The organism is Massilia sp. P1_C10, assembly GCF_056406475.1.
In genome coordinates this window covers 135,016-148,655 of record NZ_JBFUAC010000005.1, presented here as the reverse complement: position 1 = coordinate 148,655, position 13,640 = coordinate 135,016, and the positions used below count along the sequence as shown (strand labels likewise).

The window sequence follows — 13,640 nt, the reverse complement described above, 5'->3', positions numbered from 1 at the left end:
ATGCATGATTACCCAATTCGCCACGACCGGCAATTGTGGATTTCCACAAGAACGCACCCCCCCAGCGCGGAAATCGGTTGTGCAGTTCGAATTGTCAAAATATACTCAACGCTAACGAAAATTGATTCCTTGCATCTGTCCTGCAACCCGAACGGCGACCATTCCATGATCAAACACTTGCATGAACCCGCCAACGCGCTGCTGTACCGGGCGCTCGACCTGCCGCCTGCGGAACGCCAGCAATTCATCGCCGACGCGTGCGCCGGCGAACCCGAACTGCTCGCGCTGGTGCGAGAACTATTGGCCCGCATCGAACAGCTGGACGAATTCCTCGAAGCGCCGCTCGAGCTGGTGGAAGGCCGCACCGATGAAGCCGACGAGCTCCCGCGCCAGGTCGAACCTTCCGTGGCCCCGGTCGCAGACCCTGCCAGCGTCGCCGACGCCATCCCGTTCTTCGCGACCGATCGCGGCGACGGCGTCCCGATCGACCGTTACTGCGCCGAGATGAAGCTCGACCTGAAGCAGCGCGCCGCGCTGTTCGCGAAGGCCTGCCGCGCGATGCACCACGCGCACCAGCACCTGCACATCCACCGCGACCTGAAGCCTGGCCATATCCTGGTTCGCCCCGATGGCGAGGTGATATTGGCCGACGCCGGCGACGCCACCTCATGGACTGTCGCGCCGCTGTTCGCCAGCCCGGAGCAGCTGGCCGGACTGCCGCTGACCACCAGTTCCGACATCTATTCGCTTGGCGCGATCCTGTACGGCTTGCTGAGCGGCCGCTCGCCCAACGCGGCGGAGGCGGCCGGCATCATTCCAGCCAAGGGGCGTCCGGCCCTGATGCGCGCGTCCGACGCGGTCGCCCAGGCGGCCGAGCGCCACTACCCGCCGCTGCCGGAGTTGGCTCCCGACGATCTTCTCAAGCCCGATGCGAAGCTGGCGGCGCAACTGCGCGGCGACATCGACGACATCCTCCTTAAGGCGCTCGACGCCGACCCCGCGCGCCGCTATGCATCGGCAGACGCCCTGGCCGTCGACCTCGAACGCTTCGTCGCAAATGAGCAGGTGGAAGCGGCGCCCTTGGGCGTCGATCGCCGCCGCGGGCAGAAACGCAGTCCGCTAGGTGGCGCGCTGATGGCCATCGCCGCCGTCGCCCTGGTCGGGCTCACGGGCGCCTCGGTCTGGCATGCGCTCGAATCGGACAAGACGCGCGTCGCGGCCGAGCAGCGCGCGGCGGCGGTGCTGGCCGCGGCCAAATCACCAGCTCCGGCCGCGCTGCCGGCGGCAGCCCCGGCAGAGCCGCAGGACGGGCTGACCGCGCTGCGCAAGGAATTGGCCATGCGCGAAATGATCGCCGCCAAAAATGCAGGCAGCGCGCAGGATGCGCTGGGCGTCGCCGACGCCCATACCGCGATCGGCAACGCCCTGACGGCCGCCACCGACTACCCCGGCGCCGAAATCGAGTACGCGGCGGCGCGCAAGACCTACGCCGCCCAATTGCAAGCCGATCCAGCCAACGCCGCGTTGAAGGCCGGCCTGATCGAGATCGACCTGGCGCGCGCGCACGTGCAGAACCTGCAGCGCCACGGCCGCGACGCCGTGCAGACGCTGGCGGCCCTGCACAAGCTCGAAGGCGACGCCCGCGACGCGCGCATCACGCTGCTCGAAGCGCACATCCAGCCGCGCGGCACCGCGGCGCAGGCATTCGCCGCCGCCGAACCGGCGCTGGCGGAACTGCTCGCGCAGTACGAGGGAGATCCGAACGACATCGCGAAGCTGCGGAAAAGCGCCCAGGCCTGGCAAAGCGCCGCCGAAGTGGCGCTGCGCGCCAATCAGACCGGGGCCGCCTGCCGCTATCTCGGGCTGGCCGCCAAACGCTACGAGGAATTCGCCGCCTCCAACAGCCTGATTGCGATCGACAAGCTGCGCCAGGCGCAGGTGCAGGAACTGCGCAAGTCCTGCGTCTAGGCGCCTTGCAGCTTCGCCACCAGCCGGTCGACCAGCGCGACCTGCTGGAAGTCGTGCGCCGTGCCCTGCAGCTTGCGATGCACTTCGTCGGCTGACGTAAACGGCGCCGCGAGCCGCGCGTAGTTCCGCCGCAGCAGCGGCTCGCCGGACAATTCGACGAAGCGCAGGTGGGTGTACAGCTGGATCAGGTCCTTGGTGTGATGGGTGCCGATGCTGGTGCCGCCGATGTGATAGACGCTGTCGGCGATGCCCGGCTCGACCTGCGCGAAGGCCAGGCCGTCGGCATACGCAAGAGCCAGCAGGACATGCAGCGTGTCGTAGAACTCGTGATAGCTCTTCATCGTCTCGCCGTCGCCCAGTCCCAGGCTCGCGAGCCGGCTGCGCGCCGACGCCGGCGCCGTGCGATAGGCCTGCGCTCCCACCCCATATTGTTCCATCAGCCGCTTGAACATCCCGATCCGGAAATACAGGAAATGCGTGAGCGGGTAATTCCATCGGCCATCTTCGCTGGCGGCCTTGAACAGGCAAAGCAGGAATTCGTCCTCTTCGAAGCGCAGTTGCGCGAAGATCGACGGATCGAACAAATACAGGTCGTGGTCGAGCAGGCCGAAGTCATGCTCGCAGCACTGCAGCAGCAGATTGATCATCGCGCCGTGCCCGACGCTCGAATTGGGCAGCGCCGCCACGCGGAACTGCGGCATATGCGGAAAGCGCTCGCGCAGCAGGTCCGCTTCCCATTGGCGCGCGCCGTTCAACAGCAGCACAATACGCGCGTCCGGAGCGGCCAGCCGCAGGCAAGGCAGCAGGAAGTGCAGGGTGTCCGGCATCACGATGACGAAGAAGCTGCCGTCCAGTTCTTTGCCGTGCGCGGCGACGAAGCGCCGGAAGCGCAAAGGCGTTATCGAGCGCTGGAGCACGCCGTCGTTCACCGCATACGCCAGCTTTCGCCAGGCGCGCAGGGCCGCCGCTTGCGGCGCGAGGCGCAGGATCACGTCCCATCGGCCGTGGCCGCGCGCGGCAAGACGCTCGGCCACCAGCCCCGCCGCGCGCCGGTTTGCCCGCAGTTGCGTCAGCAATCCCATCGTTACGGCCGGCGGTAGACGGCGCCGCCCTTCATCACGAAGCCGACCTTGCGCACCGCCGCGATGTCGGCGGTCGGGTCGCCATCAACAGCCACCACGTCGGCCAGCATGCCCGGCTTGAGCTGGCCCAGCTCCTTCGACTTGCCGAGAATGGCGGCGCCGACCGAGGTGGCCGCGCGCAGCGCTTCGGTCGGCGTCATCCCGAGCCGCACCATCCATTCCAGCTCGCGCGCATTGGTCCCGTGCGCGAACACGCCGACGTCGCTGCCGTTGCCGATGATGACGCCGGCCTTGCGCGCCAGCCGGAACGCCTGCGCCGCTTGCGTCATGCCGGCCGTCGGCGCGCCGCCGCGCACATGCTTCTGAAAATATTCGCCGATCGCTTCCGGCGCGGCCAGCGTCGGGATGTAGGCGGTGCCGCGTTCGGCCATCAGGCGAAAGGTGGCCTCGCTGATGCCGTAACCGTGTTCGATGGTGTCGGCGCCGGCCAGCACCGCCATGCGCGTGGCTTCGTCGGTGCTGGCGTGCACCGCGACCTTGCGGCCGGTGACGTGCGCCGCCTGCACCATCGCCTTCATTTCCTCGGACGTGAAAGTCGGGCGCGCGGTGCCGTCGATGCCGGTGCGGTAATCGGCGTAGAACTTGATCCAGTCGGCGCCGCGCGAAGACTGCTCGCGCACCGCGCGCGTGACGCCGTCCACGCCGGTCGCTTCCTGTGCGCCCTGCGGCATCTCCATGTCGCCACGGTAGTTGCGCGCAGCCGGCCCATAGCTGCTGCTGGCGACGATGGCCAGCGTGGCGATGTACAGCCGCGGGCCCGGAATCATGCCTTCGTCGATCGCGCGTTTGATGGACACGTCGGCGTAGCCGGCGCCCTCGGTGCCGAGGTCGCGCAGCGTGGTGAAGCCGGCTTGCAGGGTCGCGGCCGCATGCCGGCCGGCCATCAGGGTGCGGTAGGCGACCGGCTCCTTCATCACCTGGTCGTCCCAGCTGGTTTCGTTGTAGGGATGGAGCAGCACGTGCGAATGCAGGTCCATCAGGCCCGGGATCAGCGTCTTGCCTGGCAGGTCGATGCGTTCGGCGTCGGCTGGCGCGATGATCGCGGAGATGGGGCCGACGGCCTGGATGCGGCCTTGCGCGACCAGCACGGCCCAGCCGGTGTGGGCGGCGCCTTCACCGGTCCAGACGCGATCGGCGGTGAGCAGGGTGGGGCGGGGATCGGCCGCGTGAGCGGCGAGGGATAGGGTGGCAAGCGCGATTAGAAACAGGATCCGCATTTAGGCTTTCGGTGGTGGGTTAGTGGTACACCTGGGTCTTGACGGGGACGCCTAGTCCCCGCGGGTCAGACCCTTTACATCACTGCGCGGTCCAGCCGCCATCCATATTCCACGCCACGCCGCGCACCTGGTCGGCGGCCGCGCTGCAGAAGAATACCGCCAGCGCGCCCAGTTCCGCCGGCGTGACGAATTCGCCCGACGGCTGTTTCTCCGACAGCAGCGCCTTCTTGGCCGCTTCGTTGCTGATGCCTTCCCTGGCCGCGCGGTCGTCGACCTGCTTCTGCACCAGCGGCGTGAGCACGAATCCCGGGCAGATCGCATTGCAGGTCACGCCGGTATGCGCCGTCTCAAGCGCCGTCACCTTGGTGAAGCCCACCAGGCCATGCTTGGCCGCGACATACGCCGACTTCTGCGCCGATCCCACCAGTCCGTGCACCGACGCCAGGTTGATGATGCGGCCCCAGTTCTTCTGCTTCATGCCGGGCAGTGCCAGGCGCGAGGTGTGGAAGGCCGAAGTCAGGTTGATCGCGATGATCGCGTCCCATTTCTCGGTCGGGAAGTCCTCGATGTTCGCCACGTGCTGGATGCCGGCGTTATTGACCAGCACATCGACGCCGCCGAACTTCTCCGCCGCGAACGCCATCATCGCCTCGATCTCCGCCGGCTTGGACATGTCAGCGTTGTGATGCGCCGTCTTCACGCCGAATTCGGCGGCCACGCCGGTGTGCAGCGCTTCGATCTCCTTCGCGTCGCCGAAGCCGTTGAACAGGACGTTGGCGCCTTGCTCGGCCAGCGCGCGCGCGATCCCCAATCCGATGCCCGATGTGGAGCCTGTGACCAAGGCTGTCTTGCCGCTCAACATGCTACTTTTCATGATTTCCTCTATAAAAATGGCTGGACTAAGGGTGTGAGCAAGATTTTAATCGCAACGACCGGTAAAATGTCGGATGTGGACAAAATTGAAGCTGTCCTTCGACGACGGGAGAATGCATGACCGCAGCAAGAATCAAATCAGTCCAGTGCCTCTCGCCGGCCGGCCTGCACCGCATGGCCTACAAGGAGTGGGGCGATCCGGATAACCAGAAGGTGCTGGTCTGCGTCCACGGCGTCACCCGCGTGGGCGACGATTTCGATTCGCTCGCCGCCGCGCTGTCGGACCACTACCGCGTGGTGTGCCCCGACGTGGTGGGCCGCGGCCGCTCGGGACGCCTGCGCAATCCGATGCTTTACCAGATCCCGCAATACGTCGCCGACATGGTCACCCTGGTCGCCCGAATCACCGCCAACTCGGACGGCGGCACGGTCGACTGGTTCGGCACCTCGATGGGCGGACTGATCGGCATGGGCCTGGCCTCGCTGCCGGACACCCCGATCGCCAGGCTGGTATTGAACGACATCGGCCCGATCCTCGACCCCGCGGCGCTGAAGCGCATCGGCGACTACATCGCCCAGGACCTGCGCTTCAAGACCTTCGACGAAGGCGCCAAATTCGTGCGCGAAGTGTCGGCTTCATTCGGCGCCCACACCGACGAACAATGGCACAAGCTGGCGGCCGACGTGCTGCGCCAGAACGACGCCGGCGAATGGGTGCGCCACTACGACATGGGCCTGGCCGAACCGCTGCGCGGCTCGACGCCCGAGAAAGCCAAGGCCGACGAGGCGGCGCTGTGGGCCGCCTACGATGCGATCCGCTGCCCGACCTTGCTGGTGCGCGGCGCCCAGTCGGACCTGCTGTCGCACGAAACCGCGCTGAAGATGCTCACGCGCGGCCCGAAGCCGCAGCTGGTCGAAATCCCCAACACCGGCCACGCGCCGACTTTCATCAACGCCGATCAGATTGCGATCGCTCGCAAGTTCCTGGTCGGTTAAATCAATAAAGGAACAGAAGAATATGGAAATCACCCGACTGCACGTAGGCAAACGCCTGTCCGAAGTAGCGATCCACAACGGCACCGTGTACCTGGCCGGCCAGATCGCCGAGGACACCGCCCAGGACATCGGCGGCCAGACCCGCGAAGTGCTGGGCCACGTCGACCGCCTGCTGACCGAAGCGGGCAGCGACAAGACCTGCATCCTGATGTGCCAGATCTTCATCGCCGACATGGCGCTCTTCCCGGCGATGAACGAAGTGTGGGACGAATGGGTCGCCAGCGGCCACACGCCTCCGCGCGCCACCGTCGAAGCGAAGCTGGCCAATCCCGCCTGCCTGGTCGAGATCTGCGTCACCGCGGCATTGCGCTGATCCGACATGGTTGCAATCGCCGCGCTGGGCAGCGCTACCGCTGAACTGATCCAGGGCCTCGGCCCGGAGGACGGCGCGCGCGTCGAAGCGGCGCTAGCCTATGCCGGCGAGGCTTACGACGACAAGTTGTGCAGCTCCGGCCAGGCCGCGCTGGAATTCTCGATCGGCGTCGCCAGCACGCTGGCCTTCCTGCGCAGCGACGCCGAAACCCGCATCGCCGGACTGCTGTTCGAGCTGACCGTGATCGATCCGGCCGCCGCGGCGGGACTGGAAACGCGCTTCGGCAAGGAAGTGACCGACCTGGTGTCCGGCCTGCGGCAGCTTATCCGCTTGCGCGACCTGACCGTCGGCCAGCAGGCCGGCCAGGCGCCGGCCGGTCGCGGCAAGGGCGCCGCCCAGCAGGCCGTGGCGCAGATCGAGACGCTGCGCAAGATGCTGCTGGCGATGGCCACCGACATGCGCGTGGTGCTGATGCGGCTCGCGTCCTGCGTGACCACGCTGCGCTACTTCGCCGAGATCAAGCTGTTCAACGAGATGACCCACGCCTACGGGCGCGAGACGATGGACCTGTACGCGCCGCTGGCCAACCGGCTCGGTATCTGGCAGCTGAAGTGGGAGCTGGAGGACCTGTCGTTCCGCTTCCTCGAGCCCGAAACGTACAAGCAGATCGCCAAAATGCTCGAAGAGAAGCGCATGCTGCGCGAAGGCTTCGTGCAGTCGGCCATCAAGCGCCTCGAAGACGAACTGGCCGCGGCCGGCATCAAGGCCGAGGTGTTCGGCCGGCCGAAGCACATCTACAGCATCTGGAACAAGATGCGCGGCAAGGAGCTCGATTTTACTGCGCTGTACGACGTGCGCGCGTTCCGCGTGATCGTCGAGGACGAGAAAACCTGCTATGCGGTGCTCGGCCTGGTGCACGACATCTGGACCCCGATCCCGAGCGAATTCGACGACTATATCGCGCGGCCCAAACCGAACGGCTACCGCTCGCTGCACACGGTGGTCACGGCGGACGACGGGCGCCCGCTGGAAGTGCAGATCCGCACGCAGGAGATGCACAACTTCGCCGAGTACGGCATCGCCGCGCACTGGCGCTACAAGGAGGAGGGCGGCTCCAACTTCAAGGGGCAGAAGTACGACGAGAAGATCGCCTGGCTGCGCCAGCTGCTGGCCTGGAAGACCGACGTCGCCGATGCCGTGGTCGGCCAGGAGGACGCGCAGAAAAAAGAACTGGTCGAAAAGCTCAAGTCGACCAACCTGGACGACCGCATCTTCGTGCTGACCCCGCAGGCGCGCGTGCTCGAACTGCCGGCCGGCGCCACGCCGATCGACTTCGCCTACCACCTGCACAGCGAAGTCGGTCATCGCTGCCGCGGTGCGCGCGTCGACGGCGTGATGGTGCCGCTGAATACCCCGCTGCGCAATGGCCAGACCTGCGAGATCATCACCGCCAAAGGCGCTCCCGGCACGGCCGGCCCGTCGCGCGACTGGCTCAGTCCCGGCTACACGGTCAGCACCCGAACCCGCGCCAAGGTGCGCGCATGGTTCCACGCGATCGACCTGGAAGAGACGCTCGCGCATGGCCGCGCGATGGTCGAAAAATCGCTCCAGCGCGAAGGCAAGACCGCGGTCAACCTGGAAGCGCTGGCGCAGAAGCTGGGCTTCAACAAGGTCGACGACTTGTTCGTCTCCGTCGGCAAGGAAGAGTTCAGCCTGCGCCACGTCGAGCAGGCGCTGCACGACACGGGCGAGCCGGCCGAGCCGGAAGATGCAGTGGTGGTGCGCACCAGCCGCGCATCGAGCGTCGACCAGGGCGCCAAGTCGGGCGTGCTGGTGGTCGGCACCGAGGGCCTGATGACGCAGCTGGCCAAGTGCTGCAAGCCGGCGCCGCCGGACAGCATCGTCGGCTTCGTCACGCGCGGCAAGGGCGTGTCGATCCACCGCGCCAACTGCAAGAACTTTGCCGAGATGCGCGCCAAGGCGCCCGAACGCGTGATCCACACCGACTGGGGCCGCGCCGGCCAGGACACCGTGTATCCGGTCGACCTGTTCATCCTCGCCGCCGACCGCCAGGGACTGCTGCGCGACATCTCCGAGGTGTTCTCGCGCGAGAAGATCAACGTCACCGGCGTGAACACGCAAAGCGCCAAGGGCCAGGCGCGCATGACCTTCACCGCCGAAATCGGGTCGACCTCGCAGCTGCAGAAGGCGCTCGCGGCGATCATGGAAGTGGGCGGCGTGCAGGAAGCCCGGCGCAATTGAACAAGGAACGTCGTTCCTGCGGAGGCAGGAACCTATGCTGACTTCGAATTCATGTTCAGCATGGGTTCCAGCCTTCGCTGGAACGACGGTGCGGGCTGTATCATAGGCGGATGCGCCTGATCCGCCTCCTCTACGTCAAGCCAAGCCACTGGTTCGGCTTCGCCGCGCATTGGGCGGCCAGCTGGTGGCGCATGTTCCTGCTCGGCGCCATCGCGCTGGTGCTGGCCTTCACACCCTCCACCTACACGCGCGCGCACCGAGCCGCCACCGCGCGCCAGATCTACCTCGGCGCCTGGCAGGTGCTGCCGTGGTTCAGCGCGCTGTCGGCGCTGGTCAGCCTGGTCATCATCCGCATCGTCCTGGTCACCGCCGTCAGCTACGGCTTGTCGCGCTTCGCGCTCGAAATGGTGGTGCGCGTGCTGGTGCTCGAACTGATTCCCTTGTCGGCCGCGCTGTTCGTCGCGCTGCGCGCCGGCCTCGCATTCAACGCCACCGCGCTGGAACCGCTGGCCGCCGACCAGTCGCCGGGCACGACCTGGCGGCTGCGGCGCGACCTGGTCGCCGAAGTCTCCGGCAACGCCTGCGCGGTGCTGACGCTGGCCCTGGTGAGCAGCATGCTGGTGCTGGTGCTGGCCTACCTGAACGTCTACGGCCTGTCGCCATGGGGCGTCGACGACTACACCCGCACCGTCGGCCGGGTGTTCGAGCCGACCGTGTCGATCGGCTTCGCGCTCAAGACCATCATGTTCGGCCTCGCGGTGGCCGTGATTCCAGCGGCGGCGATCCTGGAGATCCAGCGTACCGGCCGCGCCGACCGCTCCACCATGCAGCCGGGCGCCGTGCGCCTGCTGTTCGTTCTGTTCGTGATCGAAGCGGCGTCGCTGGCCGTCAAATACTTTTAAGGAGCGCGCATGACCGAGCCGAATCCCGAGGCGCTGCCTCACGTCGAAGTGAAGGCGGTGATCCTGCTGATCCTGATGGTGTCGCTGATCGCGGCCTTCCTGCTGTACGTGATGTACGCGCGCGGCGTGTTCGAGCCGACCCAGCGCCTGGTGCTGGTGTCGGAAGATTCGGAAGGCGTCATCCCCGGCATGGACATTACCTTTGCCGGTTTCCCGGTCGGGCGCGTGCGCCAGGTCGAGCTGGCGCCGGACGGCAAGGCGCGCATCCTGGTCGACGTGCCCAGGAAGGACGCCAAGTGGCTGCGCGTGTCCAGCGTGTTTACCCTCGAGCGCGGGCTGGTGGGCGAGACCCGGCTCAAGGCGTTCAGCGGCATCCTCACCGATCCGCCGCTGGAGGAAGGCGCCACGCGCACCGTGCTGCGCGGCGACACCGCCGCTGAAATCCCGCGGCTGGTGGCCAGCGCCCGCGCGCTGCTGGAAAACCTCGACGCGATGACGCGCAGCGACTCTGCGCTGAACGCCAGCCTGGCCAATGTGCAGACCGCAACCGGGCGCCTGGCCGGCAAGTACGGGCTGCTCGGCGGCGCGCTCGGCAGCGACGAGGAGGCAAAGAAACTGATGCTCACGCTCGATCGCGTCAACGCGCTGCTGGCGAAGGCCGACCAGCGCGTATTCGGCAAAAGGGGTGTCATGGACGACACCGAAGCGGCCGTCGAACAGCTGCACGTGCTGCTGAAGGACGCCAGCGTGACGCTGAAGAAAGTCGATGCGGTGCTGGTCGAGGCGCAGGCGGTGGGCAAGAACGCGCGCGTGGCGACCGAGGACCTGGGCGCGCTGCGGGCCGAAGTCGACGCCAGCCTGCACAAGGTCACGCGCCTGGTCGATGAAATCAACCGCAAGTGGCCATTCGCCAAAAAGACGGAGCTGAAACTGCCATGAAGACGATCCTGATGTGCGCTGCACTGGCGCTGGCCGGATGCGCGAGCAAGCCTGTCGAGCCGTCCTGGCGCACCAACGCCGCCGACTCGCTGAAGAACTTCACCGACGAATACCTGAAGGGGAACAGCGCCCTCGCGGCCAACGACTTCGCCCGGGCCCGCACCGAGATGGCCAGCACCGGGCGCGCCGACCTGGTCGCGCACGCTGAGCTGGTGCGCTGCGCGGTCTACACCGCCAGCGTGGTGGTCGGCGAATGCGAAGGCTTCGCGCCGCTGGCGGCGGACGCCACGCCGGCCGAGCGCGCGTACGCGGCCTACCTGGCCGGCCGCTGGCAGGGGCTCGATACGGCGCTGCTGCCGCCGCAGCACCAGGCCATCGCGCGCGGCGCCGGATCGCTGGCCGCGATTGCCGATCCGCTGGCGCGGCTGGTCGCGGCGGGTGCGATGCTGCAGGCCGGCCGCATCGCGCCGGGCGACATCGCTACCGCGACCGAGACCGCGTCGGCGCAGGGCTGGCGCCGGCCTTTGCTGACCTGGCTGGGCATAGCCTCGCAGCGCGCCAGGGCAGCGGGCGACGCGGCGGAACTGGCGCGCATCGAGCGCCGCATCGCACTGGCAACGCCGCGCTGACCGTTTGAAAAGAGTGCCAGAATAGGCCATCTTCTCTCGAATGCGGAAGGGGGTTGCCATGGCCAAATATCTGATCGAAGCGAGCTACCGTGCCGAAGGCATCGCCGGCCTGCTCAAGGAGGGTGGCACGGGGCGCCGCGCGGCTGTCGACGAACTGTTCAGCTCACTCGGCGGCGAAGTCGAGTCGATGCATTACGCGTTCGGCGACCAGGATGTCTTCATCATCGGCGAACTGCCCGACAACAGCTCCGCCGCCGCGCTGTCGATGAAGGTCAACGCCGCCGGCGCCGCCGCCTGCAGGATCGTCGTGCTGATGACGACCGCGGAAATCGATGTCGCGATCAAGAAATCGAGCCGCTACCGTCCGCCTGGCCACGACCTGCCTCCCGAAGAAGTGAACTGGGAAGGCGAGGGCGGGCATCTCAAACAGAGTTGACCGGTTCGGGTAAGCTGTCCGCTTCCACTACTAAGCGCTCGCAGGCGACGCGCCGCATCGGGAAGGCGATGGTTTTCGCGGCGCCTTTGCGCACGCCTTCAATGCTGGCCATAAGCTTGTTGTTCTCGTGGCGGTAGATCACGCGGTGGGGGAAATCATGGGCCAGGTTCTCGAAGACGACGCCCGCGTCGTCCTGGCGGATCTCGGTGAAGGTCGCTTCCTTCTGGCCGGAGGGAAGGGCGGTGAATTGCAGCTTGCCGTCCGGCGCCGTGTGGATGCGCATGAATTCGAATTCGACCGTCTTGCCGGCTTTGACCGTGCGCGCCATGCCGACCATGGTGGCGCCGGCCGGCGCCATCCACTGTTCGGCGGTGCCCGCTTCGGCGCCTTCCTGCATCCAGCAGCCGGCCAGCCAGGAAAGCTGGTCGAGTTTGTTCTGGGCGCCCGCGCCGGCCGCGGCGAACAGCAGGATGCAGAGGACGGTCTTTTTCATCGCGCTCATTTCTGGCGGAGTGTCCACGGCAGCGTGTTGTGGATGCGCGTAGCGGCAACCGCCGCCTGGCCGGCTGCCACGCTGATCTGGTTCAGGCCGCGCACCACGTCGCCCACAGCATACATGCCCGGCACGGTGGTGCACTGAAAATCGTCGACCACCAGATCGCCGCAATCGGCCGTCTCCGCGCCCAGCGCCGCTGCAAGATCCGATTGCGCGGTCTCGCCCAGCATCGGATACATCACGTCGAACTCGTGAACCTTGCCGTCGCCGGTGTTGAGGATCGGCTTCATGTCGCCGCTCATGGCCACTTTGCGCACCGGCGAACGCACGTAGGTCACGCCGGCCGCTTCCAGCTGCTGGCATTCCTCATCGCTGATGATCGAGCCTTCGCTGCGGTCGAACAGGGTCACGTCTTCGCTGAAGCTGCGCATGAACATGGCGTGGCCGATCGGGTTCTTTTCGGACGAGACCACGGCGATGCGCTTGTCGATCACGTCGTAGCCGTCGCACACGGGACACAGGCGCACGGCGCCGCAGGCGACCGCTTCGCGCCAGTTCTCGATCGGCAGGCCGGTGTCGACGATGCCGGTGGCGATCAGCACGGTCAGCGCGCGCACCTCGCCGCCCTCGTATTCGCCGACGAAGGTGCCGTCCTCGATGCGCAGGCTATGGATTTCCGCATTGGTGACGGCGCCGCCGTAGCGCTGCAGCTGCTCGCGCAGGCTGGCCAGCAGTTCGGCGCCGGCCACGCCTTCCGGGAAGCCGGGATAGTTGTGCGAGACGGGGATCAGGCTGAGGCGGCTTCCGCCCTTGTCGAAGACGGCAACCTTGCGGGTGAAGCGGCGCAGGTAGATCGCCGCGGTCAAGCCGCCAGGGCCGCCGCCGATGATGAGGGTGTCATGGACGTCTGGGGAAGGAGTGGTAGGAGTCATTGCTAAATAATAATGGAGCGTTGGCCGTCGCGTCGCGCTGCTGCTATTGCCAGTCGTTCCCGCGGAGGCGGGAACCCCTGGTGAGCGTCCGAAAAACGCGGCGCGTCCCTGCTGGTTCAGCATGGCTTCGCGCCTCTTCGGGAGCGACAGACATAAAACCCCTTGTCATAATCGTTCGGCCTCTCTATAATGCTGGTCTTCGGGCGGTTAGTTCAGCTGGTTAGAATACTTGGTCGACATCCAAGGGGTCGGGGATTCGAATTCCTCACCGCCCACCAGAATTTAGCAAGAGCGAGAAAGGCACCATGGTTATGACACCGCGAACTACGACGGAGTTGTTCCAGCGACGCTAGTCGAGGTGGATTCTTTCGCTCTTTGAAAAGAAAAAACGCGGCTAGTCCGCGTTTTTTTTCGTCTGCATTTTTGTTACCCTCATAATTGTCAGTAATTTCGGCGCCAGGCGCCACATGGAGAA

At 66.4% G+C, this 13,640-nt stretch carries 13 protein-coding genes and 1 tRNA gene; 9 read left to right on the top strand and 5 right to left on the bottom strand.

The features are described 5' to 3' along the window. Nucleotides 1–165 precede the first annotated feature (165 nt). Nucleotides 166–1,968: a serine/threonine protein kinase gene (locus AC1D02_RS12875; RefSeq protein WP_477317398.1), complete on the top strand. Its 1,803-nt coding sequence runs from the start codon at nucleotides 166–168 to the stop codon at nucleotides 1,966–1,968. On the opposite strand, the gene AC1D02_RS12870 is transcribed toward AC1D02_RS12875, so the two are convergent. The 3 genes from AC1D02_RS12870 to AC1D02_RS12860 all read right to left on the bottom strand — a co-directional run bounded on the left by AC1D02_RS12870 (nucleotide 1,965) and on the right by AC1D02_RS12860 (nucleotide 5,201). After that, nucleotides 1,965–3,050 carry a hypothetical protein gene (locus AC1D02_RS12870; protein WP_477317396.1) on the bottom strand — a complete coding sequence of 362 codons (1,086 nt, stop codon included), beginning with the start codon at nucleotides 3,048–3,050 and terminating at the stop codon, nucleotides 1,965–1,967. The two genes, AC1D02_RS12875 and AC1D02_RS12870, sit on opposite strands and share 4 nt — an antisense overlap. A 2-nt stretch (nucleotides 3,051–3,052) precedes the next feature. Next, nucleotides 3,053–4,327, bottom strand: coding sequence for a metal-dependent hydrolase family protein (locus tag AC1D02_RS12865; RefSeq protein ID WP_477317394.1), 1,275 nt, complete (start codon nucleotides 4,325–4,327; stop codon nucleotides 3,053–3,055). A gap of 79 nt (nucleotides 4,328–4,406) precedes the next feature. Next, a complete protein-coding gene (locus AC1D02_RS12860) occupies nucleotides 4,407–5,201 on the bottom strand; it encodes a 3-hydroxybutyrate dehydrogenase (RefSeq protein ID WP_477317392.1) in 795 nt (264 codons plus the stop codon). 116 nt (nucleotides 5,202–5,317) lie between these two features. Here AC1D02_RS12860 and AC1D02_RS12855 point away from each other — a divergent pair, with 116 nt between their 5' ends. From AC1D02_RS12855 to AC1D02_RS12825, 7 genes are all read left to right on the top strand, one after another. After that, nucleotides 5,318–6,196, top strand: coding sequence for an alpha/beta fold hydrolase (locus AC1D02_RS12855; RefSeq protein ID WP_477317390.1), 879 nt, complete (start codon nucleotides 5,318–5,320; stop codon nucleotides 6,194–6,196). A gap of 22 nt (nucleotides 6,197–6,218) precedes the next feature. Next, nucleotides 6,219–6,569 carry a RidA family protein gene (locus tag AC1D02_RS12850; protein WP_477317388.1) on the top strand — a complete coding sequence of 117 codons (351 nt, stop codon included), beginning with the start codon at nucleotides 6,219–6,221 and terminating at the stop codon, nucleotides 6,567–6,569. Nucleotides 6,570–6,575: 6 nt separating this feature from the next. Further along, entirely contained in the window at nucleotides 6,576–8,831 is a 2,256-nt protein-coding gene (locus AC1D02_RS12845; RefSeq protein WP_477317386.1) for a RelA/SpoT family protein, read from the top strand. A 110-nt stretch (nucleotides 8,832–8,941) separates the two neighbouring features. Beyond that, on the top strand, nucleotides 8,942–9,733 hold the full coding sequence (locus AC1D02_RS12840; RefSeq protein WP_477317384.1) for an MlaE family ABC transporter permease: 792 nt from the start codon (nucleotides 8,942–8,944) through the stop codon (nucleotides 9,731–9,733). A 9-nt stretch (nucleotides 9,734–9,742) separates the two neighbouring features. Further along, on the top strand, nucleotides 9,743–10,672 hold the full coding sequence (locus AC1D02_RS12835) for an MlaD family protein (RefSeq protein ID WP_477317382.1): 930 nt from the start codon (nucleotides 9,743–9,745) through the stop codon (nucleotides 10,670–10,672). After that, nucleotides 10,669–11,301: a hypothetical protein gene (locus AC1D02_RS12830; RefSeq protein WP_477317380.1), complete on the top strand. Its 633-nt coding sequence runs from the start codon at nucleotides 10,669–10,671 to the stop codon at nucleotides 11,299–11,301. Before AC1D02_RS12835 ends, AC1D02_RS12830 begins: the two co-directional genes overlap by 4 nt. A 58-nt stretch (nucleotides 11,302–11,359) precedes the next feature. Continuing rightward, a complete protein-coding gene (locus tag AC1D02_RS12825) occupies nucleotides 11,360–11,737 on the top strand; it encodes a GYD domain-containing protein (RefSeq protein ID WP_477317378.1) in 378 nt (125 codons plus the stop codon). Here AC1D02_RS12825 and AC1D02_RS12820 read toward each other — a convergent pair. Together AC1D02_RS12820 and AC1D02_RS12815 are read right to left on the bottom strand one after the other, a co-directional pair. Further along, nucleotides 11,724–12,230, bottom strand: coding sequence for a DUF6265 family protein (locus tag AC1D02_RS12820; protein ID WP_477317376.1), 507 nt, complete (start codon nucleotides 12,228–12,230; stop codon nucleotides 11,724–11,726). The two genes, AC1D02_RS12825 and AC1D02_RS12820, sit on opposite strands and share 14 nt — an antisense overlap. A gap of 5 nt (nucleotides 12,231–12,235) precedes the next feature. Next, on the bottom strand, nucleotides 12,236–13,165 hold the full coding sequence (locus AC1D02_RS12815; RefSeq protein WP_477317374.1) for an NAD(P)/FAD-dependent oxidoreductase: 930 nt from the start codon (nucleotides 13,163–13,165) through the stop codon (nucleotides 12,236–12,238). A gap of 201 nt (nucleotides 13,166–13,366) precedes the next feature. On the opposite strand from AC1D02_RS12815, the gene AC1D02_RS12810 reads away from it, so the two are divergent. Then, nucleotides 13,367–13,443, top strand: a tRNA-Val gene (locus AC1D02_RS12810). Nucleotides 13,444–13,640: the final 197 nt, after the last annotated feature.